Raw genomic sequence first — 23,192 nt, 5'->3', positions numbered from 1 at the left:
GGTCTTGCGACCCGCCCTCCTTTGTTCGTTGCTGAACCCCGAGGGGATCAGAAGCGCAGCTTGATGGCCGCACCGAAGCGACGACCCAGCGCGTCATAGGTCGACGGGAAGGTGTTGCCCGAGTTGAACGCAGTCGGACCAGCAGCGTCCCCGGTGATCGGCGGCGTCTTGTTGAAGATGTTCTGAACGGTCAGTGTGACAGTCAGGTTCTCCATCAGGTCGAAACGGGTGGTCGCATCGAAGTAGTTGTAGGCAGGAATGGTATTGAGGTCTTCACGGTTGGTGTAACCGATCGGGGTGCCCTGGAAGAAGTTGTTCGTTGCAATACCATCGTTGAAGAACTCGTATTCGAACGAGTCGATGTAGCGCCACAGCAGCGATACATCCACGCCTTCAAATCCGAGGGTCAGACGAGTGGTTGTCTGGAACTCAGGCTGCAGGGAACCGCAGTTGATGCTGTAGATGCCAACGCAATCGCGGTTGACGTCCGACGGCGTCGACTGGAAGGTCGAGCTATTGGTCCAGTTACCAACGAACGAAAGCGACAGATCGGCAAAGCCGAGGTCACGGCGATAGTTCATGACGAGATCGATACCGTCGGTCGCCAGACGACCAAGGTTCGACAAGCCCAGGAACAGACCCGGCGTGGTTGCCGGATCGCCGTTGAGGCTGCCGGTCTGGGGATCACGACGGATCGCCAGGCAGGCAGGGTTGCTGACGCTCAGGTTGGCACCCGAGAAGCAGGCGTTCAAAGCATCGTCAGGCGAAGGCGTCGAAATGGCGCCCGAAACCTTGATGTTGTAGTAGTCGATGGTCATCGAGAAGCCAGGGATGAACGCCGGTTCAAGCACCAGGCCGATCGTGTAGCTGTTCGACGTTTCAGCACCCAGGGCAAGGTTGCCGCCCGACGTCTGATTCGCCTGGCTCGCTGTCGGCTGGTTGATCGACCCCACGTTTGCAGCGTTTGCACCCTGCGCCAAGCAGACATCACGCAGCGTTCCGGTCGGCGCCGGACGGATACGAGCCGTGCCGGTGTCGTTGATCGATGCGCAAGGATCGTTGGTCAGGCTGGTCAGACCCGTGTTGTTGGGTGCGAACAGTTCGTTGATGTTCGGAGCGCGAACAGCACGTGCATAGAAGCCACGCAGCTTGGCGCCGGTCACCGGAGTCCAGCTTCCGCCGACCTTCCAGGTGGTGGTCGTGTAACCAGGGCTGGCCGGATCATCGACGGTGTAATCGGAATAACGGATACCGGCTTCGAGCGTCAGATCTTCGAAGAAAGGCTTGCTTTGGACGACGGGGATGATGACTTCGCCGATAGCTTCATAGACGTCATACTGACCGTTGATGTTCGGAGCCGCACCGCCGGCACCGCCGAGGTCACCCGACGCTGCCAGCGTGTCAGACGCCTGCTGCGCGGTGTACTTGCGGTACTCGCCACCGACAGCGAACGAGATCGGGTCGGTTGCGAACGGGCTGGCCACACCGAAGTCGCCGCTGATCGTTGCACGAGCCTGCGCCAGCGTGGTCTTGGTCTGCACGGTAGATTCACCGACCAGATAGGCAACCGCTGCTGGGGTAAGACCACCGACGGTCGCGCTGAAGAAGTTCGCGGGAACACAACCAGCATTGCCGCTGAGGCAGGTGTTGGGGTTGGTCGCACGCAGCGAGTCACGGACACGCGAGTTGAGGGTGTAGCCCTTGATGGTCTGCACCTGATCCGACTGACCATAGCTACCGAACACATCGAAGTCGATTGTGTCGGTGATACCGCCACGGATGCCAAGCTTATAATCGAACACGGTGTTCTGGTAGTTCGAGATACGCGGACCGGCTTCGACTGCACGACGGAACAGCGAGGTGGTGATTTCGCGGTAGTTGGGGTCCGTAGGGCTGGTTGCCAAAGCAGCAGCATTACACTGTGCGGTGGTCAGCGTCTGGATACCGGCAAGCGTGGGGTTCGAGTCGTTGGCAGCGCAGAACTGGTTGCGGATGCCAGCGGGCAGGAACGGATTGCTCAGCGGGATTTGGACGGCGATACCGAACGCGCCCGAGGGTGCGATGATGGTGTCGACGGTGTTCTTTGAGAACAGGCCGCGGGTGTAGACTTCCATGCCGTCCGACACTTCATACTTGGCAGCGCCGAAGATGTTGAAGCGCTCGAACGGGGTCTGGAAGATGTTGTCCGGAGCGAAGTTGAACGGCGCGTAGGTCGGAACTAGGCCATTGCCAGCCGGGTTGATCTGCAGCGTGCCCGATCCGGGGACGCTGAAGCGCGACGGAACGGCAGTACCCGAACCGGCACCCAGCCCGGTGAACGAACCGATGACGTTCTGACCGATCTTGCGATCGCCCTGGTACACAGGGTCAGCGGTCTGGTAGCCGACGCTCAGCACGACGTTACCGCGACCATCGTCGAAGTTGGCGCCGGTGGTTACGTCGAGACGGACGGTGTGACCATCGCCTTCTTCGGTGATCTGCGTTGCGGCATTGACTTCGAGACCGGCGAAATCCTGACGCGTGATGAAGTTGACAACACCTGCGATAGCGTCGGCACCATAAGTGGTCGACGAACCGCCGGTCAGCACTTCGACGCGCTCAATTAGTGCCAGCGGCACGTTGTTGAGGTCGAACTGGCCAGCGAGCGTCGCAGGAACCAGACGGGTACCGTCGAGCAGAACAACGTTGCGATTCGAGCCGAGGCCGCGCAGGTTGACGAACGAGTTACCGCCGTTGCCGTTGTTCACGGCCGAACCGATCGACGGAACGATACCGGGGATTTCGCGAAGGATTTCTTCAGCGACGTTCGACTGCAGCAGGTCGATTTCGTCAGCCGATGTCACATTGACCGGAGCGGCACGCTCGATGTTCGGGTTCGAAATCAGCGAACCGGTCACGACGATGGTGGAATCGCTCTGTGCGGCGGTGTCCTGCTCCTGTTCCTGCGCGAAGGCAGGCGTTGCGAGCGATGCTGCACCTACGAGGAGGCTGGTGCCAAGCAGGCTCAGCTTAAATTGCGTCTTCATGTGGTATTTCCCCTTGATCGCCGCGCCCTTGGGCATGGCTAAACCCAGTTCTGGAGGGTCTCTGTGGCCCACCATGCGGTCTGTGTAGGCGAAACAAAGAAAGCTGCGCAACTGTGGACGGCGGAATTGTAACGCTTTTCCGCCGCATGTAGCAAAAAAGCCACACAGCTTTCATTGCGGCGCAGCATATCGTGGGCATCGCGCGCCAGCCTGCGCAAATGACGCTGCCATGCGGTGTCGAAACCGTTTTCCACTTTTCCACCGGATCGGTTATGGCAGGTTTATTCGACAACATTGGGAAGAGTGACACATGAGGCAGGTACATTCGATGCTGGCATGCGGGGTGGCCATCGCCGCGATCCTGGCAACGCCCGCCATCGCGCAGGATCGCAAGAAAGCGCCCACACCCCCCAGCCCCGAGCTGTTCGAAGCGCTGGAGGCGTGCCGCGGCATTGCCGACAACACGCAGCGGCTCGCCTGCTTTGACTCCACATCGGCCACGCTCTCGGCTGCGGTCGATTCCAAGCAGATCGTGGTGATCGAGGAAAAGGAAGTCCAGAAGACCAAGCGTTCGCTGTTCGGCTTCCGCCTCCCCGACCTGTCGATCTTTGGCGGCAAGGACAACGACACCGAAGCCGACAAGACGCTGAACACCACCATCAAGAGCCTGGGCCGCGCCGCAGGTGGACGCTGGAACATCGGAATCCCGGAAGGTGCCGTCTGGCAGACCACCGAAGCGATGACGATCAACCCCGCCGTCGGCGATGCCGTCGAGATCAAGGCAGGCGTGATGGGCGGCTATTTCCTCAAGGTGCGCAACAAGCGTGCTGTCCGCGCCAAGCGGGTCGAATAAGCTCAGACCTCAGCCAGACGCAAAAAAGCCGCGTTCCCCGCAAGAGGAACGCGGCTTTTTTGTGGCTTGTGCACCCTGGCCAGCCGCCCCGGATGGAGCGACCGGCCCTGGTGACAGATCAGAACTTTGCTTCTGCGCCGACGTAGAAGAAGCGTCCGACGTTGTCGTAGGTGCCCGAACCAGCGCCCGTACCATCGAGGCCCAGCGGGGGCTGACGGTCGGTCAGGTTGTCGACACCGCCATACAGACGGAAGCGCTCATCCACGTCCAGACCGACGCGCAGGTTGTGGTAGACCACGCGCGGATAGAAATCGCGCGGGAACGCATCGGGGTTGGTCGGCGGACGATCCTGGATCGTGCGGATCGACTCGATGGTCCCGATCGACTGCTTGTCGAGGAAGCGCATGCGATAACCCACGTCGATCTTGCCGAAGTCGAGATCGACATTGAAGTTGGCCGCCCAGCGCGGATCACCCAGTTCAAACAGGACCTGATCGCGGAAATCAGGCTGGTTGATGTCGGTGAAGTTGTCGCGACGGATGACGTACGAAACCACAGCGCGCAGGTTCAGGCGGGTGTTGCCGTCGCTGACGGTGTAGCTGATGTCGGCATCGATACCCGCCGTCTTCTGCTTGGCGAAGTTGAACGGACCCGAGATGAACGAGGTGTCGTTCGGACCAACCGTATAGTTGATCGTGCCGCCACCGACGTTGCGGTTCTGCTGACCCTGGAACGTGCCGTCCGGACGACGGAAGATCGCCGCGCAGAACGGGTTGTTGATGCCGCTCGGATTGTCATAGCACTGGTTGATGATCGTCTGCGCAGCCAGCGAGAAGATCACGTTGTCGATCGTGATGTTGTAGTAATCGACCGAGATCGTCAGGCCGGGGATGAAGCGAGGCTGAGCCACCACGCCGACGGTGAAGCTGTCGCTGCGCTCTTCCGACAGATTGGGGTTCGAGCCGTTGAGGCCGCGAATACCCGATGCCGGAATGTTGGTGAACGGAACGGTCACGCCGTTGACAACTTCCGTGACCGGAACGCCGGCTGCAGCGCAGTTGCGGACGCGGTTCGGGTTGTTGTTGATGTTGTTCTGGCCGCAAGGATCGACCAGACCGTTCAGGAAGGTCTGGCTGGGGGCTGCGAACAGATCGCTCTGCGTGGGAATGCGCACCGAACGAGCATAGGTACCACGGATCCGCAGATCGGGAACCGGAGCCCAGACGCCGCCGATGTTGTAGGTATAGACCGTGCCCGAGTTGCCGATGTTGTAATCGGCCACACGGCCTGCCGCGTTCAACGACAGTTCGTGGAAGAACGGCACTTCGGAAAGGATCGGAACCTGGATTTCGCCGAACGCTTCATAGCTCTTCAGACGCGGAGGGTCGAAGATCGGAATGGCGTTCAGGAAGGTCGCGCCCGAACGGGTCTGGGCATCGAATTCCGAATAGGCGGTTTCGTCACGATATTCGCCACCGATTGCGAAGCTGACCGGACCGCCGGGCAGTTCGAACAGCTGCGACAGGTCGCCCGAGACGAACGCCGTGGCATTGATCTGCTCGGCATTCTGGAAGCGGGTCGAATCCACGATGAAATAGTTCAGCGCGGCCTGGCTGGGCTGGCCGTTGCCGAACAGGTTCACCGGAACGCATGCGGCATCGTCGTTGGCGGCGGTAGCATCGGCATTGATACCGCAAACGATGTTGCCGGCGGCGTTGCGCACGGCATTGATCGAGTTGTTGTAGCGAGCGACGTTGACGTTGCCTTCGGTGCGATAGAAGGTTTCGAGACGGCCGTAGTTCAGCGCGACTTCATACTTCCAGTCTTCGTTGAACGTGCCTTCGAAACCACCGACGATGCGGAAGGTTTCGCGCTGGTGGTCTTCACCGCGACCGCCGAAATCGACGTTGAAACGCTGTGCGGTAAAGGTCGTGGCACCCGGTGCCAGCGACTGCACCAGCGTGTTGCGTGCCTGGGTGGTCAGGAACGCGTTGTTGATGCTGAAGGTGTTGTTGAAGAACGACGGCTGGCCTTCCTGGATCGCATTGATGCGAACGTACTTCGACTCCAGGAACACACGGAAGGCTTCGCTGAATTCATAGCTGGCCAGCGTGTTGACGGCGATGCGTTCCAGTTCGGGGTTCAGCTGGCCGGTCAGGCGCAGCGTCGAGCCCAGACCGCCCTGCGAGTTGGCCGAACCAACCGTGCGGAAATCGCGGGCCACGTCGTTGCGGACAAGGCTGCCATCGGGTGCGAAGACAAAGGTGAAGCCCAGCGGCTGGCCGGTGTTGCTTAGCAGGCCGTTGCAGTTCAGCGCACGGCGCGCGGCGTTGGCTGCGCTTGCCGGCGTGGGGCACGTCGAGGTGTACAGGCCACCTTCGGAGATGTTGTTGTTGCGGATGCCGCGCAGGAAGGTGTTGTCGAAGATGCCGTTGCCTGCAGCCGGTTCACCGATGGTGTTTTCGGTCAGCTGAAACTGGCTGCGGCCCGAGAATGCACCGTACTGGCTGTCGCGATCGGTGTAGTAAAGATCGTTCTGGAACGAATATTCGACGTTGACGGCGACGTTGCCGCGACCTTCGGCGAAGTTCTCACCAGCGGTCAGCGACGCGAAGTACGAACCACGGTCCTTTTCGCCCGAGATGCCGGCCTGGGTGCGCAGGCGAATGCCTTCGAAATCGCGCTTCAGCACGAAGTTGACGACGCCTGCCACAGCATCGGCGCCGTACACGGCAGCGTTGCCGCCGGTACCGATGTCGACGCGCTCGACGAGGTCAGTCGGAATGGTGTTGACGTCGACGCTGGTCGGGACGCCCGGCTGCGAGGTGATGTGGCGACGGCCGTTGACGACAACCAGGGTGCGGTTGGTGCCCAGGCCGCGAAGGTCGAGCAGGTTCAAACCGGCGGTACCGATGAAGCGCGTCGAGTTCGACTGAGCGAAGGTCGAGCGGAGCGCCGGCAGTTCGTTCAGCGCGTCACCCAGCGAGACGTCGCCGCCGCTGGCCAGATCGGCGATGGTGATCGACGTGATCGGCGAAGGCGAATTGACGTTCGGGCGATCGATGCGCGAACCGGTCACGACGATGGCCGAGGCATCAACCTCGTCAGCAGCGGCTTCCTGATCCTGTGCATCCTGGTCCTGCGCAAAGGCAGGTGCCGCGGTCAGCGCGACTCCCAGAACGACGGGAGCGACCCCGGCGAATAGGCGGGCGGAAATTCTCATGTGTGCAACCCCTGTACGGTTTGTGCGCGGTGCGCGGTTCAAGGCAATCAGGGGCCGAACTTCGGACACATAACACCCGTCGGTCTCCCCAGACCTGGGTGCAGCTAAACTTCGCAGTTATCGGATGTAAAGGACAGGGAGCCCATGAAACCCCCGTTTTACGGCTAGCTGTAACATGAATGCCACATTTACCGGCGGTTCAGATTCCAGCAAGAAATAAAGTTACTGTCGAGCCCCCATCGGACCCACCAAAAGTTGCGGGTCGATTCTGGCATCGTTCCACTTCATGCTCCAGTGCAGATGCGGCCCGGTCACTCGGCCCGTTGCGCCGATTCGCCCGATCTGCTGGCCCTGCCGCACGCGTTCGCCGTCCTTCACGTCGATCGACGACAGATGCAGGAACGCGCTGTTGAGCCCCATGCCATGGTCGATCATCAGCAGATTGCCTTCGAGCGAGAATGGCGTGGGGGCTGCCAGGATCACCACCCCATCGGCAGGGGCCACGACCGGAGCCCCCACCGCGCCTGCGACATCGACACCGCTATGGAAGGACCCGGGCTCACCCGCGTAGACGCGCTGCGACCCGAAGATACCCGAAATGCGGCCCTGCGCCGGCCAGATGAACGGCTGACGCCAGCCGAGGCTATCTGATCCGCGCAATCTGGCCGCCGCGATCATGTCGAGCTCGGGCTTGCGCCGTGCCATGAACGCCTCGCTGGGCACGCCGCCGCGCGCCGCCACCGCGACATATTCGACCCGCCATGATCGCGGTTCGATCGCCAGGGGCTCGCTGACCACCTCGCCATCGGCAAAGGTCACGGTCAACACGCCAAGTGCAGGCGCATCGCGGTTGAAGCCCAACAGGAACGCGCCATCCTCTGCAACCGGAACCCTGGTCCCGTCGAGATCGAGCCCGGTCACCCCGCGCGGCGCGGTGCCGCGCAGCAAGGCGCCCTGGCTGGGCGCGCCATCGAGGCGGATGCCGCTCGCGAGTGGTCGCATCGCGCCAAACGGGCGCTTGAGAAAATCGGGCGCATCAGCCTGGCTGGCGGCGGTCTGCGCCGGCGCCGCGGCGGGCGTGGCCTGCGCAAGCAACGGCGCAGTGATCGCAGCCGCTGCCAGACCGGCAAGAAGTCGCCCCGCCGTCATCGGCTCAGCGCTGCCCCAGTGCTGCGCGGACCGAAATTTCGCAGGTGGCATAGGCTTCCTGCCGCTCGACGCTCCAGTAGCGCAGCTCTTCCAGATCGATCTTCTGGCCGGTTTCGGCGCACAGCACATGGTCACCGGGGCTCAGCAGACGAAAGCCGTTGGGCATGTAATGCAGGCGCGCAGTGCGATCGCGGTTGGACATCAGCATCGTGTAGACAGGCTCCATCGGGAGAGAATTGTTGCGTTGCAGATGGGGCAATCGTCCCCCCTCCTGCATATTGATCAGCACAAAGATAAGCGAATCCGCCGCCCGGTGCAAATCGGCGGCGGCAAGCCGCTACAAAAAGCTGGGCTGGCGCGCTTCCGACGGCTTGGGTTTCGCGCGCGGAGTGGGCGGAGCCACCGGGCCCTCGACCGGGACGACATCAAGCACGCCATCGCGGAAATGCAGCTTCAGCGAGGGTTCTGCCGCCGCAGCGGGCTTGTCGATCAATGTCCGTCCATCGGCAGCACTGACCCGTGCATAGCCGCGCTGCAACGGAGCATCGGGGTCGAGCTGCGCCAGCACCCGCTCCAGCCCGGCCAGCCGCTCGGCCGCCCGCCGCGTGATCCGTTCGAGCACCGCCGGATCGAGTGTCAGTCGCGCCAGCCGCTCGCGCGCCAGTCCCGCGCGCGCATCAAGCACCGCAGGCCGCAGCGCGCCTGATGCCCGCGCCAGGGTACCGCGCGCATCGGCGAGCCGCAGCCCCAGAGCGGCGCGCAGTCGTTCGCCCAGATCATCGGCGCGCTGTTGTTGCGGGCTGAGCAGATCCTGCAGCCTGGGCAGCCTCTGCGCGCGCACCTCGAGCCGCTCGCGCGCCAGGCCCTGGGTGCGGTTGATTGCCCGCGTTGCGCGCAAGCCCAGTTCGCCAAGACCTCCAAGCAGATCGGCGCGCACCGGCACCGCCATTTCGGCGGCAGCCGTCGGCGTCGGCGCGCGGCGATCGGCGGCAAAATCGGCCAGCGTGGTGTCGGTCTCGTGCCCCACGGCGGAAATCACCGGGATGACGCTTTCGGCAATCGCGCGGACCACGGGCTCCTCGTTGAACGCCCACAGATCCTCGATCGAACCGCCACCGCGCGCGACGATCAGCAGGTCGGGCCGCTCTCCGATCGGCATAGCGCCGAAGCCGCGCACGGCAGCGGCGACCTGGCCTGCCGCCCCGTCGCCCTGCACCAGTACCGGCCAGACCAGCACATGGCTGGGAAAACGGTCCGCCAGCCGGTGGAGGATATCGCGGATCACGGAGCCTGTGGGCGACGTCACCACGCCGATGGTGCGCGGCAGATAGGGCAGCGGCCGCTTGCGGTCGGAATCGAACAGTCCCTCGCCCGCCAGCCGCGCCTTGAGCTTCTCGAATAGCTGCATCAGCGCGCCTTCACCGGCGAGTTCGAGCGATTCTATCGTGATCTGATATTTGGAGCGCCCCGGGAAGGTCGTCAGCTTGCCGGTGGCGATGACATCCAGCCCGTCCTCGGGCGCGAAGTTCAGCCGCCCGGCGGTGCCCTTCCAGATGATCCCGTCGATGACCGCCTTGTCGTCCTTCAGCGCCAGATAGCAATGGCCCGAGGCGGCACGCTTGAAGCCCGAAATCTCGCCGCGAATCCGCACATGGCCAAACCGGTCCTCGACCATGCGCTTCAATGCATTCGAGATTTCCGAAACCGACAGCGGCGGGGCGTTGTCGCCCGCCGCCATCTGGGCTAACAGCCCGCCCGAACGCGATTGGGCATCATCTGAAAAGGGGTCGGGCATGAATATCCTGTTGGTGGGGAGCGGCGGACGCGAACATGCCCTGTGCTGGAAACTGGCGCAATCCCCGCAGGTGGAAAGCATCGTCGCCGTGCCGGGCAATCCCGGCATTGCAGAGCACGCCACCTGTGTCGACCTCATCGTGACCGATCATGCAGCGGTTGCGGCATTCTGCGCCAAACATGCCATCGGGCTCGTCGTGATCGGACCCGAAGCGCCCTTGGTCGATGGCCTGGCCGACAGCCTGCGCGCTGCCGGTGTGCCGGTGTTCGGACCCTCGGCGAAAGCCGCGCAGCTCGAAGGCTCGAAGGGGTTTACCAAGGCCCTGTGCGACCGCGCGAACATCCCGACCGCACGCTATGTCCGCGCCAGCCATGCAGCCGAAGCGCGCGCGGCGCTCGCCGATTTCGACCTGCCGGTGGTGATCAAGGCCGATGGACTGGCGGCGGGCAAGGGCGTGATCATCGCCGAGACCGCCGAAGAGGCCGAGGACGCGATCGGCCATATGTTCGCCGGCGCCTTTGGCGATGCCGGGGCCGAGGTGGTGATCGAGGAGTTCATGACCGGCGAGGAGGCGAGCTTCTTCGCGATCACCGATGGCAGCGCGATCGTCGCCTTCGGATCGGCACAGGACCACAAGCGCGTCGGCGAAGGCGATACCGGGCCGAACACCGGCGGCATGGGCGCGTACAGCCCGGCTCCCGTCCTGACGCCGGAGCTCGAAGCGCAGGTCATGGAGCGCATCATCGCGCCGACCGTCGCGACGCTGGCTGCCGAGGGGATGCCCTATTCGGGCGTGCTGTTCGCCGGGCTAATGCTCACCAGCGAAGGGCCCAGGCTGATCGAATACAACTGCCGCTTTGGCGACCCCGAATGCCAGGTGCTGATGTCCCGGCTGCGGAGCGACTTGGCCGAATTGCTGCTCGCAACCGCCAAGGGCGAGCTGGCCAGCTGCCCCCCTCCCCGCTTCTCGGCCGACTATGCGCTGACCGTGGTGATGGCCGCGAAGGGCTATCCCGGCACGCCTGACAAGGGCGGCGCGATCACGCTAGGCGATGTCGGCGACGCGAAGGTCTTCCACGCCGGAACCGCGCTCAAGGACGGCGTATTGGTCGCTAACGGCGGCCGCGTGCTCAACGTCACCGGCACCGGCAGCAACGTGACCGAGGCGCAGACCACCGCCTATGCCGCGGTCGATGCGATCAGCTTCCCCACCGGCTTTTGCCGCCGCGACATCGGCTGGCGCGAGGTGGCGCGCGAGCGGGGGTGAATCTCAGCAACGGCCATACAGCGTGATTAGTCTCTTCAGGCTGTCAAACTTGCATTCATGCCGCGCCCGTGTCAGCAACGGAAGCATCGAATAAACGCGGGCTGGACCATGAAAATCTATCGATTCATCGGGAGAGGGTCTGCCAGCTTTGCCTTCGCTGGAATGCTGCTATGCAACCTGATCGTAATGCTCACGGATTTTGGACAAAATCACTTTCGAGAATTTCTGCTGTTAGCCTTGATTTGGTTTTTGTTGTTTTTCGTAATTATGCTGACGTTTAGGTTTGCGAACTGCAACAATGTCATCGCGCTCAACATGATGGGCAAAATTTTGGACGAGGGAAAGCTTGGCTTCCGGAGCAAGCATTCGTTTTATAATCTAACCTGCCCCGATTGTGGGGGGCATTAAAGATTAGCCCAGCGCCGCCAGCACCGCATCGCCGATCGCGACGGTGCCCATCGTCCCGCCGAGATCTGCCCCCAGCGCGCCTCCGTTGAGTGCACTCGCGACCGCCGCCTCGATCCGTGCGGCCTCTGCTTCCAGCCCGAAGCTGTGGCGCAGCATCATCGCGGCGGAGAGGATCATCGCGACAGGGTTGGCGAGGCCCTTGCCCGCAATGTCGGGGGCGCTGCCGTGGATCGGCTCGTACGCTCCCTTGGTGCCGAACGCGGTCTGCTCCGCGCCCAGCGAGGCCGAGGCGAGCAGGCCGATCGAACCGACGCACATGCTCGCCTGATCCGACAAAATGTCGCCGAACAGGTTGCCGGTGACGATGGTGTCGAACTTGCCAGGCGCGCGGACCAGCTGCATTGCGGCGTTGTCGACATACATATGCTCGAGCGTCACATCGGGATATTCCGCCGCGACCTCGATCATCACATCGCGCCATAGCTGCGAGGTTTCCAGCACATTGGCCTTGTCCACCGAGCACAGCCGACCCGAGCGTCCCTGGGCGGTGCGGAAGGCGACATGCGCGATGCGGCGCACCTCGCTCTCGCTGTACGACATGATGTCATAGCCTTCGCGCTGGCCATCGGCGGTGGTGCGCATGCCCTTTTCGCCGAAATACACGTCACCGTTGAGTTCGCGCACGATCATCAGGTCGATGGCGCCGGCCACCTCGGGACGCAGCGAGCTGTGCGCCTCAAGCCCCGGAAAAACCTTGGCTGGGCGCAGGTTGGCGAACAGCCCCAGCTCCTTGCGCATCCCCAGCACCGCCTGCTCGGGGCGCAGATGCCGCTCGAGCCCGTCGCAGGCGGGATCGCCCACCGCGCCGAACAGCATTGCATCGCATGCGTGCATCAGCGCCAGTGTCTCGGGCGGCAGCGGATGACCGTGCACACGCCAGGCCGCGGCGCCGACAAGGCCATCGTGCAATTCCATCCCCGGCAGGTCGAGCGCGCGCAGCACACGCACGGCTTCAGCCATGATTTCGGGTCCGATGCCGTCGCCGGGAAGGATTGCAATTTTCATGAGGTTTTCCTGTCAGTGATCGCCGCGCGCATAGCGTCCGACAGCGCAATCAAGCAACATTGTTTTGCGGGAGCCGCGCGATCAGCCAGCGATCCGCCTCAACCGGTCGATCATCATCACCCGCGCCGCCAGCGGATCGGCGCGGCGCTCGGCGAAGAACTGGCGCTCGATGAAATGGCCGGTGAGCGCAAAGCCCTGCAGCAAGTCTTCCCAACCAGGCTCGGCGTCACTGGTCATGAACGCGGGGAGCACCAGCAATTTCTCGGCATAGACACCTGCGGCGTGCAGCGACACCGCGCGCCCGGTGCGCGGGCTGACATAGGCCAGGTCCGCACGCTCCCCGGTCACCGCGCACCGTTCCAGTTCGAGCCCGAAGCCCAGCTCTGCCAGCAACAGCGCCTCATATTGCACCATCGCCCTTGCCCACCAACGCGCCGACGGGGCCGCGCAGATCAGATCAAGCAGCGCCGCCAGCGCAGCGTAGAGGCGCGGGAAAGGCTGGTCCTCCGGGGCGACCGTCGCGGTGAGCAACGTCACCCAATCAAACGCCGCCGCCGCCAGAGGCTCGGCATAATAAGGCGCGCGGCTGGTGGAAAGTTCGACCGTCAGGCTGGCAAGCTGATCAGGCGAACGGCTGCGCAGCTCTGCCGTCACTAGGTTTGCGGGCATCAGCACCGGTCGCAAAGCCGTAGAGCGCCCGCCCTGCACATAGCCCGCCTGCAAGCCGTGGTCAGGCGTAAACAGCCGCGCCACCGCCCCACGCTCCCCATGCTTGCGCACCGTGCAGACGATCGCGGGGGTGCGGATTACGGGCAAGCTCAGCTAGCCCCGAAAGAAGTCATAGACCAACTGCGCCATCGCCTTCGACACGCCGGGGGCCATCTGCAGATCCTGCAGGCTGGCGCTGCGGACCGCCTTGGCCGTACCGAAGTGCATCAGCAGCGCGCGCTTGCGCGCTGGGCCGATGCCGGGGACCTCGTCGAGCGGGCTGGTGGTCATCGCCTTCTTGCGCTTGGTGCGGTGCGCGCCGATGGCGAAGCGGTGGGCCTCGTCGCGCAGACGCTGGAGATAAAACAGCACCGGGCTGTTGGTCGGCAGCGTGAACTCCTTGCCATCGGGCAGGAAGAAGGTCTCGCGCCCGGCATTGCGGTCCGGCCCCTTGGCGACGCCCACCAGCGCGACATCGTCGATGCCGAGCACCGCCAATGCCTCCATCGCAGCCTTGAGCTGGCCCTTGCCGCCATCGACGAGCACCAGATCGGGCCAGTCGCCGCCGCTGCGGTCGGGGTCCTCGCTCTGTGCGCGGGCGAAGCGACGTTCGAAAACCTCGCGCATCATCGCATAATCATCGCCCGGCACGGTTTCGGCGCGCTTGATATTGAACTTGCGATACGCCGCCTTGCGGAAGCCCTCGGGCCCCGCGACCACCATCGCGCCGAGCGCATTGGTGCCCTGGATGTGGCTGTTATCGTAAACCTCGATGCGGTCAGGCGGGCCGTCGAGCCCAAACAGATCGGCCATCTCGGCAAGGTACGTGGCCTGGCTCGCGCTCTCGGCAACCCGCCGCTGCAGTTCCTCGAGCGCATTGCGCTGCGCCTGCTCAATCAACCTTTTGCGCTCGCCGCGCTGCGGCACGAGCAGCTCGAGCTTGTGCGTCATGTTGGCCGACAGCGCCTCGACCACGAGATCGCATTCGAACGGCGTGCGGTCGGTCAGGATCAGCCGCGGCGGCGGCATGTCCTGATAGAATTGCATCAGGAAGCTAGTGAGGATCTCGGCCTCGTCGAGTTCCTGCACATGCGCGGGGAAGAAGCTGCGATGACCCCAGTTCTGCCCGGCGCGGATGAAGAACGCCTGGATGCACACGGTGCCGCCCTGGCTCGCCATGGCGAACACATCCGCGTCGGCGATGCCATTGGCATTCACCGCCTGGCTGCCCTGGATGAAGGTCAGCGCTTTCAATCGGTCGCGATAGGCCGCTGCGCTCTCGAAATCGAGCGCCTCGGCTGCGGCCTCCATCTTTGCGCCCAGCCGCGCCTGCACGTCGGTCGACTTGCCGGTAAGAAATGCGCGCGCATCGCCGACCAGCGCGGCATAATCCGCCTTGCTGATCCGGTCGACGCACGGGGCAGAGCAGCGCTTGATCTGGTACAGCAGGCACGGCCGCGAGCGGTTGGCGAAGAAGCTGTCCGAGCACGAGCGCAGCAGGAACAGCTTCTGCAGCGAATTGAGCGTGCTGGTCACCGATCCGGCGCTGGCGAAGGGGCCAAAATACTGGCCCTTGTACTTCTGCGCGCCGCGATACTTCGACATGCGCGGAAAGTCGTGATCCTCGCGCAGCAGGATATAGGGGAAGCTCTTGTCGTCGCGCAGCAGCACATTGTACGCCGGGCGATAGCGCTTGATCAGCTGCGCCTCGAGCAGCAGCGCCTCGGCCTCGCTGTTGGTCGTGACGATCATCATCGACCGGGTCAGCGACACCATCCGCTGCAGGCGGCGCGGCAGCTTGTCGACCTGGGTGTAGTTGGTCACCCGGTTCTTGAGCGCGCGCGCCTTGCCGACATAGAGCACATCGCCGCGCGCATCGATCATCCGGTAAACGCCGGGACGCGCCGGCAGCGATTTCAGCGTGTTGCGGATCGCGGCGATGCCGGTGTCGAGGTCCGGCGTATCGGCGCCGCGCACGCTGTAGGTCGCCGCCTCTTCGAGGAAGCGGTCGGGCGCGCGCGGATTGCTGTCATTGGGGTGTGCGGGACGGCCTGCCATAGTCCATGGCGATATGGCGCGTGTTGGCGCAGCGTCAATTCAAAAGGTGCGCAATGCGCCGCTGCCCGGCTCAGGGTGCTGTCGGCAGAACCCGCCCCACGACCTTTGCATCGGGCAACTGCGCGCATCCCGTGGTCCTGGCGGACGGCTTGCCGGGCCGCAGCTCGAAGACCAGCGGCCAGGTCTTGCCGGTCACGAACAGGCGCTTGCCCGCCGCGTCATACGCAATGCCGTTCAACACCGCATCGGGGTTGTCGCGCGAGGCGACCGCGGCAAGGTCGCTGAGGTCGAGGATTCCGGTCACCTTGCCGGATTGCGGGTCGATCCGGACGATCTGGCTGGCCTGCCAGACATTCGCGTAAATCGCCCCTTCGACCCATTCGAGCTCGTTGAGTGCAGCCAATGGCCTGCCGTTGACGGTGACCGGGAGGGTCCGCAGAACTGCAAAACTTTCGGGATCGATGAAGCGCAACCGGTCCGTGCCATCGCTGAGAATCAGGGTGCGGCCATCCTGGGTGAGCCCCCAGCCCTCGCCCTCGTAGCGTTGCACCTTGCGCAGCATCAGCGACTTGCGGTCCCAGCGAAAGGCAGTGCCCGATCGCCACGTGATGCTGATGACATCCGATTTCCAGTCGGTCATGCCCTCGCCGAAATGGGGCGGCTCGACCTTCGCAGACTGCATCACCTTTCCGTCGGCGATGCGGACACGACGGATCGAAGACTGCCCGACGAGGCCAGTGCTCTCGTAGAACTCGCCGCGGCGATAGATCAGCCCCTGCGTAAAGGCCTCCGGGTCGTGCGGATAGCAGGCGGCGATGTGAAAGTGCAGATCGTCGGCCGCGGCGGATACGGCCGGGCTCCCGGCAGACATCGCAGCCAGCAGCGGCGCATCGGGCGGGGCGAGCGAGGCCGCGACCGCGCCGCCAGCTACCAAAATAGTGAGCACCATCTTCATCGGGGTTTCATGCCCCGGAATGGTCACGCTGTACAGGCGATGGTGGAAAGCCGCGCGCCGTTTCGGTCGCGCGGCGATCGACCGGAGGTCAGTTCAGCCGCGTGCCGAGTTCGGCGACGGTGTGGTCGACCAGCGCCTTGTCGGCGTCTGCGGTGTGGTTTTCGGCGATCAGCGCAGCAGCCGCGCCGGTAGCAGCGCGGGCGACCTTGCTGCGGATTTCGGCGATGGCAGCGCGCTCGGCGGCCGCGATCTTGTCGGTCGCCATCTTCTGGCGGCGGGCGATCAGGCTCTCTGCGTCGGTACGGGCCTTGGCGAGCACCGCTTCGGCTTCGGCCTCGGCGCGCGCGTTCATGTCGGCGGCTTCCTGCGTGGCTGCGGCCAGCTTGGCCTCATATTCGCCGCGCAGACGCTCCGCATCGGCACGCAGCGCCTGGGCCTCGTCGAGTTCGGCCTTGATGCTGGCGATCTTGCGATCGAGCGAGGCTCCGACCAGCGCAGGCACCTTCTTGTAGAGGATGATGCCGATCAGGATCAGCATCGCCGCGGACACGAAGAAGGTCGCGTTCAGCAGATGGACGCCACCCACCGACGGATCGGCATGTTCGCCCGCTTCGGATGCGAGAATGACGAGATCAAGCATCGGTCAGCGCTCCCTTGACCGCACGGTTGACCTGCGGCTTGGTGATCTTTGCCGGGGTGAGCCGGGCAATGATGTCCTGCGCGGCTTCCACCGCGACGGCTTCGATTTCGGTCAGCGCCGCTGCCTGCTGCGCCGCGATCGCCGCTTCGGCATCGGCCAGGTGCGAGGCGATGCCGACATCGGCTTCGCGCACCTTGACTTCGGCTTCACGCGCGCCCTTGGCCTTGGCTTCCGCAGTCACGGCGAGAGCCGCATCACGGGCCTTGGCGTGGGCGAGGCGATATTCTTCCTCGATCTCGTCGGCCCGGGCATGCGCAGCGCGGGCAGCGGCCAGATCACCGGCGACTTTCGCCTTGCGCTGATCGACCGTGCCCTGGATCTTCGGCAGCATCGAACGCCCGATTACAAAATAAATCAGCCCGAACGTGATCACCAGCCAAAAGAACTGGGACCCGTAGGTGGACATGATCTGGTCAATCTGGGGCATATCAAAGCTATCCGTGGATCAGAATCTGGGGGTGCGAAGCGGGATCGGCGGCTGGCCGACCCCGCGTTCGCGAAACATCAGGCAACGAAGATCAGGATCATCGCCACGACGAACGCCAGCAGACCGAGAAGTTCGGCAGCGGCGAAGCCGATGAAGAGGCGGCCCTGCTGGCCATCGGCAGCTGCCGGGTTGCGCAGTGCGCTTTCCAGGAACGAACCGAACACGTTACCCACGCCGATGGCGGCCATGCCGGCACCGATTGCAGCCAGGCCAGCACCGACCAGTTTTGCAGCTTCTGCGTCCATTGTAATACTCCTTAAGAAACTCGATTGGATGGAAAGATTGAGAGCGAAAAAAGTGAGGCCCGGTGACCCGCTCAGTGCAGGTTTACCGCGTCATTGATGTAGAGCGAGGTGAGCAGTGCAAACACATAGGCCTGCACGACCGCGACCAGGATTTCGAGAGCGCTGATGCCGACCATCAGGGTCAGGCTGGGAAGTCCGACCATCAAGCCATAGCCGATGCCGGCATTGGTCGAGTTGATCACGAACCCGGCCAGCACCTTGAGCAGGATGTGCCCTGCGGTCATGGCAACGAACAGTCGCAGTCCCAGGCTGAACGGGCGGACCAGGAAGGACAGCAGTTCGACCAGGAAAATGAACGGAATCATCGGCAGCGGCGTGCCGTGCGGCACGAACAGCGAGAAGAAGTGGAAGCCGTGACGGCTGAAACCGACGATCAGCACGATCGCGAAGCTGACGATGGCGAGCACGCCGGTAATCGTCAGATGGCTGGTCACGGTGAACGGGTGTCCGCCCACAACGCCGATGGGCAGCAGGCCCAGGATGTTGGCGAACAGGATGAACATGAACAGCGAGAACACGTAAGGCGCATACTTGCGGCCTTCTGCGCCGATATTGGCCGTCAGCATGTCGTCGATGAAGCCGGTAAAGCTCTCGACCATCAGCTGCCAGCGACCAGGCACCAGCTCACGCTTCATCCCGCCCTGCATGAACACCCACAGTGCCACCAGCGTCAACAGCATCCACAGGGCGCTGTTGGTGAAGGCGATGGACTGGCCAGCAATCTCGAAACCACCCGGAATGACGGGCGCGATTTCGAACTGGTGCATCGGGTCGATTTTGCCTGACTCGGCTGCCACAACCTTACCTCTTCGTATCAATCTTCAGACTTATCCTGCGGAGACTGCTGATTTTTCAGCCCCGCCGAATACGCGTTGGAAACCCGGATGATGTTCCTGAACGCCACGATGATCCCCAGTGTGAGGAACGCGATCAGGAGCCAGGGCGATGTGCCCAGCCAGCGATCAAACAGCCAGCCGAACAGCAAACCACCAGCAATCCCCCCCAGCAGATCGGCGAGCACCCGGTTGCCCAATCGATAATTCGCATCGACTGCGCCACCCTTGCCGCTCGCTTCGGCCTGCTCCCGCTGCGTGATATCGCGCAAGCGATCACCAATGTGATCGATCCGCGCGTCGCCGCCGACAGGGTCTTGCCCGGGTTCATTCTCCGCCATGTGCTTTACTCCCTGTTATCGCCCCTGAGGGTAGGATATCCAAAAAGCAAGCCACCAGCGACGAGTGGACCCGCCAAGGCGCGGCCCGTTTAGAAAGGGCTGGGTTGCAAGTCAATGGCCATGCTGCGCTGCGGGAACAAGCGCAAAAAAGCCCGGATTTCGCGCAAAATCCGGGCTTGATCGCCGTTCAGGGCATGGTTGCGGTCATGGGCAGCGCGCGTCACGCACCGGCGGGCTGCCATCCCGAGTCTTCCAGCTGCCGTCAGGCGCCTGGTATTTTTCGCCCGGCTTTGTGCGCGAAATGGTGTTGCACCCGGCGGTAAAGGCAAATTGCTCGACGGTCGAACCTTCGGCCGAGGCACGGTCGGTATAGACCTGCTTGCGCTTCAGATTGATGTCGCTGACCATCTTCTGCAGCTGGCCGTCGCCCCCGCTGACGATGCCCAGATAGCCATCGGGCTTCTCGCCGATCGATCCGTTTTCGCGCGCGGCCTCGTAGGCCGGATCGCGCTGTGCCATGGCGGGCATGGCGAGGCCGAGCGCCAGAAACGCTGCCATGCCGGTGTGGAATACTGCCCTGTTCATCAGAAAATCTCCGCATTTTCGTCGATCACCTCTTTGGCCTTGCCATCGAGCCGATAGACGACTTCCTGTTTGATATTGATGTTGAGGTTGATGACGATCGGCTTGTCAGGTGCCGACACCGTCACGCAGCCCCCGAGCGCCGCCATCGTGGTCGCCAAGGCCACCATCACACTCGCCCGATTTCTCATCATCGCCATCCTGTGTGTCCCCTTCATGGACGATCCTCGCTTTCTGGGGGCTGAATGCCCGGTTTTTCTGGTGTTGTCGCTGCGCCCGGTCCTGCGGCAGGATTGGCCCGCGGATTGTTGACCTGCCCGGGCAGCAATCCGAGCACGCCCGGATCGGTGATGTATTGCGTATCGTACAGCGACCGCGCCGAGGTGATCAGCTGCAGGAACGGCGCGCTGATCGTCACGTTGAACTGCAGCGGAAGCTTCTCGACCTGGCGGGTGAGGAAATTGCGCGATGCTCCCTCGCCCTGGCTCAGCCCATCGAACCGGATGCGGGTGATAACCTCGCCGGCCAGCTCTCCATCCATCTCGATGATCAGGTATTTATAACGCAATGATCGCAAGGCGTTGAACGCGAAATTTGCCATCGTGCCGAGATCTTCATAGGTCAATTCGCCGACATAGGCGAGCGTGCCGCCGTCTTCGATCACCTCGAGCCGGCCGCCGCGGACATGCCCGCCGTCCTTGTCGAAGATGATCGGAATGACCCCGGCGAAATGGCCGGTGGCGTTGATATTCTCGAAGTCGAAGCCGGACAGGAACTGCGCCGCATCGACGCGGTCGACCCGGAATACCAGACGCCGCGGTTCTTCGCTCACCAGGTCGATGGTGCCCGGGTCAAGCAGCAGCCTGCCCCCGGCAAACGGCCATTCCCCGCCCTCGACCTGCATGCGGAAATTCGGGAGCAGCTGATAGCGAATCGCCCCGCTGTAGACCGCAAAGCCCGGATTGACCTCTGCCAGCCGCACCAGCTGCCCCGGCCCGGTTTCCAGGCCCAGCAGGTCGGTGAATGCGATATCGCCCGACAGCCCGGTCACCGGACCGAAGGCCGCCGCAAAATCGAGCGAATCGGTGCGGAAGCGTCCGGTGCTCGATGCAACCCCCGCGGCGGTCCAGTCGATTCGCCCCGTGCCCGACACCGTGCCGCGGGTGTTGGCGATGATGCCCAGCGCGATGTTGCTGATCATCTCGGGCTGGAGCTGATCGTCAAAGGTCATGGCATCGACGAACAGGTCGGCGTGCCCCGTCACCGCAGCTAGATCGTGCGCGATGCCCACGCGCAGCACCTGGCGCTGTGTCTGCGGCTCGTCCAGCGTCCCGCTGACCGCGATCTGGCCATCGGCCAGGGTCAGCCGCATGTCGTCCGTCACCAGCGGTTGGAAGCGCGCGGGGACCTGGCGGTCGCGCAGCAGCCATTCGTCGCCAGCAACTCCCAGAACCGAATCCACAAAGCTCCAGCTGCCGCTGCCGCGCGTGAGAAGCAGTGGCACCGCGCCGATGGTCGCTTCCGCCTCGGCATAGCGGCCACCCAGCACGCGACCCAGATCGATGCTGAATTCGCCGGCCTTGATATGCGTGCCCGCTTGCGCGGCACCGATCAGCAGATCGACATCGGAAAGCCTCGCCGAGCCGGGGAAGTCGAGCTGCATCGCGCCGATCGCCAGCTGCATGTCCGATCCACCGATTCTGCCGCGCAGTTGCGTTGCCGAGGCGAGATTTGCTGCCATCACCAGCCCGCGCGGGCCCGAGCGGATCATCGGGGCGCCGCGCCGCGGACACAATGTCACCGCCTGCCGCGCGCTGCTGAAGGTCGAGAGCCGCAGCTGATCGAACCGCAGTGTCTGGCAGCGGTCAAACAGCGACGCGCCGCCGCCTTCGCTCCACCGCCCCTGCAATGGCAGCAGTAGGCCCTGAACACTGCCACCAGGGATCGGTCCGCTCAGCCGCGCCGCTCCCGTAAAGACGAGCCCGCCGCGCCCGTTCCACTGCGCTTCGAGCTGGGGCAGCGCGAGCGAGGCACCGCCGGCGCGATACTCCTCCATCGCCAGCCGCAGAGCATAGGCCCCTTGCCCGCGCGGCACGATGCGCAATTGCGCCACGGGCAGGCCCGCGCCCCCGGTGGCGATGTTTCCGGCCAGCTGCAGCGCGCCATCCGCCTGGCGCAGGGTCAGGCTGTTGCCGCCGAGCAGCTGCTCCCCCTTCGCCCCTGTGAGTGACAGACGCGGTATATCGACAGCCAGTGCCCGGTCGCTGCCGCGCGCGTTGACCGCCATCGCCAGGTCCGAGCCTGGCAGAGCGCGGCGGGCGGCAGCGGCCATGCGGGCAACCAACGGGCCAATCGGCAGCCCCGCGCTGGCGTCGACCGCGCGGTCCAGCGCACCCAGCCGCTGCCGGTCAACCGCCAAACGCTCGCCGCGGACATCGCCTTCGAAGCTGTAACCGGGCTCGGGGCCGGCAAGCCGCAGCACGCCCTTGCCGCTGGCCGCGAACCGATCGAAACCGATGCCTGTTCCGCCGGCATCAGCCAGCGCCAGATTGATCGTCGCGTCGATCTGCTGCGCGGCATAGGCAAAGCCCAGCTGCCCTGTCAGCCCATCGGAAGCGAATGCGCCTGCACGAATGGCACCGCTGGCGGGCACGATCGTGCCCTCGATCCGGTCCAGCGCCACGTTCGCGCCTGCGCGCAGCGCCAGCGACGATGGGCCGATCGCGACGCCACCGGTTTCGCAGGCCAGGCCGGCAAAACGTACCGGCCCCCTGAAGGTCGGGCGCTGGCCTGCGATGCGGATCGTGCCGAACAGGCTGGGCCGGTCGATGGTGCAGCCCTGATAGGCCATCCGCGCGCCGATGGCGGCCAGCGAGCCTTCGAAGCCGCCACGCAGATTGCCGCTGCCTGCCGCCTTGACCCCCAGGGTGCCATAGGGGCTTTCGATCCGCAGCCGCGCGTCGCGCAGCGTCAGATCCAGCCTGGGCAGACTGAATGGCTCCTGGCTGTCGGTGTACAGGATCTTGTCCAGCGTGCCGAAGCTGACCCGGCCATTCTCCAGCCTGCCATAGCCGCGAAGCCCTTCGACGATGACGCGATCAATGCTGAGCCCGAACAGCCCGCCGCTGATATCGAGGCTCAACCGGTCGATCGTCGCATCGGGCCGCGCCGGATCGCCCAGCACCAGATTGCGCACCGTCTGCCGGCCGACGCCGATCGATTCGATGTCATAGCGCGCCTGGATCCCCCTGCTCTCCAGCGCGTTGCCGATGAAGTTGCGCGCAATATCCTCGCGCTGGGTCCATGCGATCAGACCCACCAGCCCGAGCACGGCCAGACCATAAAGCACCGCGCGCAGCGGCCAGGCCATGCGCTGCCATGCCCGCACCTGCCGTTCGGGCGGGATCGCCTCAGCGTCTGTATCGGGGTCGCTCATC

General features: G+C 63.9%; 19 protein-coding genes. 2 read left to right on the top strand and 17 right to left on the bottom strand.

The features are described from left to right. Positions 1 to 47: 47 nt before the first annotated feature. Positions 48 to 3,026, bottom strand: coding sequence for a TonB-dependent receptor domain-containing protein (locus LI72_RS01340; RefSeq protein ID WP_033924313.1), 2,979 nt, complete (start codon positions 3,024 to 3,026; stop codon positions 48 to 50). Between the two features lie 310 nt (positions 3,027 to 3,336). On the opposite strand from LI72_RS01340, the gene LI72_RS01335 reads away from it, so the two are divergent. Then, positions 3,337 to 3,879 carry a hypothetical protein gene (locus LI72_RS01335; protein ID WP_156139429.1) on the top strand — a complete coding sequence of 181 codons (543 nt, stop codon included), beginning with the start codon at positions 3,337 to 3,339 and terminating at the stop codon, positions 3,877 to 3,879. A 118-nt stretch (positions 3,880 to 3,997) separates the two neighbouring features. On the opposite strand, the gene LI72_RS01330 is transcribed toward LI72_RS01335, so the two are convergent. The 4 genes from LI72_RS01330 to xseA all read right to left on the bottom strand — a co-directional run bounded on the left by LI72_RS01330 (position 3,998) and on the right by xseA (position 10,046). Beyond that, positions 3,998 to 7,102 carry a TonB-dependent receptor domain-containing protein gene (locus LI72_RS01330; protein ID WP_033924065.1) on the bottom strand — a complete coding sequence of 1,035 codons (3,105 nt, stop codon included), beginning with the start codon at positions 7,100 to 7,102 and terminating at the stop codon, positions 3,998 to 4,000. Positions 7,103 to 7,324: 222 nt separating this feature from the next. Beyond that, the gene (locus LI72_RS01325; protein WP_033924064.1) at positions 7,325 to 8,251 is read right to left on the bottom strand and encodes a M23 family metallopeptidase; all 927 of its coding nucleotides are present in this window, start codon (positions 8,249 to 8,251) and stop codon (positions 7,325 to 7,327) included. A 4-nt stretch (positions 8,252 to 8,255) separates the two neighbouring features. Next, positions 8,256 to 8,459: a DUF2093 domain-containing protein gene (locus tag LI72_RS01320; RefSeq protein ID WP_033924312.1), complete on the bottom strand. Its 204-nt coding sequence runs from the start codon at positions 8,457 to 8,459 to the stop codon at positions 8,256 to 8,258. Positions 8,460 to 8,588: 129 nt separating this feature from the next. Further along, entirely contained in the window at positions 8,589 to 10,046 is a 1,458-nt protein-coding gene (gene xseA, locus LI72_RS01315) for an exodeoxyribonuclease VII large subunit (RefSeq protein WP_033924063.1), read from the bottom strand. On the opposite strand from xseA, the gene purD reads away from it, so the two are divergent. Then, the gene (gene purD / locus LI72_RS01310; protein WP_033924062.1) at positions 10,045 to 11,313 is read left to right on the top strand and encodes a phosphoribosylamine--glycine ligase; all 1,269 of its coding nucleotides are present in this window, start codon (positions 10,045 to 10,047) and stop codon (positions 11,311 to 11,313) included. The genes xseA and purD overlap by 2 nt on opposite strands. 411 nt (positions 11,314 to 11,724) lie before the next feature. Here the strand turns inward: purD and leuB are convergent, their stop codons facing one another. The 12 genes from leuB to LI72_RS01250 all read right to left on the bottom strand — a co-directional run bounded on the left by leuB (position 11,725) and on the right by LI72_RS01250 (position 23,191). Continuing rightward, positions 11,725 to 12,786, bottom strand: a complete 1,062-nt coding sequence (gene leuB, locus LI72_RS01300; protein WP_033924060.1) for a 3-isopropylmalate dehydrogenase — start codon at positions 12,784 to 12,786, stop codon at positions 11,725 to 11,727. An 81-nt stretch (positions 12,787 to 12,867) separates the two neighbouring features. Further along, a complete protein-coding gene (recO, locus tag LI72_RS01295; protein ID WP_033924059.1) occupies positions 12,868 to 13,602 on the bottom strand; it encodes a DNA repair protein RecO in 735 nt (244 codons plus the stop codon). 6 nt (positions 13,603 to 13,608) lie between these two features. Beyond that, positions 13,609 to 15,552, bottom strand: coding sequence for an excinuclease ABC subunit UvrC (uvrC, locus tag LI72_RS01290; RefSeq protein ID WP_033924058.1), 1,944 nt, complete (start codon positions 15,550 to 15,552; stop codon positions 13,609 to 13,611). A 70-nt stretch (positions 15,553 to 15,622) separates the two neighbouring features. Continuing rightward, the gene (locus LI72_RS01285) at positions 15,623 to 16,501 is read right to left on the bottom strand and encodes a glutaminyl-peptide cyclotransferase (protein WP_081984560.1); all 879 of its coding nucleotides are present in this window, start codon (positions 16,499 to 16,501) and stop codon (positions 15,623 to 15,625) included. 94 nt (positions 16,502 to 16,595) lie between these two features. Then, entirely contained in the window at positions 16,596 to 17,147 is a 552-nt protein-coding gene (locus LI72_RS01280; protein ID WP_033924057.1) for a F0F1 ATP synthase subunit B family protein, read from the bottom strand. Beyond that, positions 17,140 to 17,634, bottom strand: coding sequence for a F0F1 ATP synthase subunit B family protein (locus tag LI72_RS01275; RefSeq protein WP_033924056.1), 495 nt, complete (start codon positions 17,632 to 17,634; stop codon positions 17,140 to 17,142). Before LI72_RS01275 ends, LI72_RS01280 begins: the two co-directional genes overlap by 8 nt. Before the next feature lie 77 nt (positions 17,635 to 17,711). Further along, the gene (locus LI72_RS01270; protein ID WP_023839593.1) at positions 17,712 to 17,939 is read right to left on the bottom strand and encodes a F0F1 ATP synthase subunit C; all 228 of its coding nucleotides are present in this window, start codon (positions 17,937 to 17,939) and stop codon (positions 17,712 to 17,714) included. Positions 17,940 to 18,010: 71 nt separating this feature from the next. Then, entirely contained in the window at positions 18,011 to 18,796 is a 786-nt protein-coding gene (locus LI72_RS01265) for a F0F1 ATP synthase subunit A (protein WP_033924055.1), read from the bottom strand. A gap of 17 nt (positions 18,797 to 18,813) precedes the next feature. Then, a complete protein-coding gene (locus LI72_RS01260) occupies positions 18,814 to 19,173 on the bottom strand; it encodes an AtpZ/AtpI family protein (RefSeq protein WP_033924054.1) in 360 nt (119 codons plus the stop codon). 204 nt (positions 19,174 to 19,377) lie between these two features. Further along, complete coding sequence (locus tag LI72_RS01255; RefSeq protein ID WP_033924053.1) at positions 19,378 to 19,758, bottom strand: YdbL family protein; 381 nt, start codon at positions 19,756 to 19,758, stop codon at positions 19,378 to 19,380. Next, a complete protein-coding gene (locus LI72_RS18820; RefSeq protein WP_052129439.1) occupies positions 19,758 to 19,946 on the bottom strand; it encodes a YnbE family lipoprotein in 189 nt (62 codons plus the stop codon). Before LI72_RS18820 ends, LI72_RS01255 begins: the two co-directional genes overlap by 1 nt. Positions 19,947 to 19,969: 23 nt before the next feature. Next, positions 19,970 to 23,191, bottom strand: coding sequence for an intermembrane phospholipid transport protein YdbH family protein (locus LI72_RS01250; RefSeq protein WP_052129382.1), 3,222 nt, complete (start codon positions 23,189 to 23,191; stop codon positions 19,970 to 19,972). Position 23,192 lies beyond the last annotated feature (1 nt).

Source organism: Sphingomonas sp. 35-24ZXX (assembly GCF_000786215.1).
Lineage (GTDB): Bacteria > Pseudomonadota > Alphaproteobacteria > Sphingomonadales > Sphingomonadaceae > Blastomonas.
Note: the sequence above shows the minus strand (reverse complement) of the source record. Positions and strands in the feature narration are given on the sequence as shown.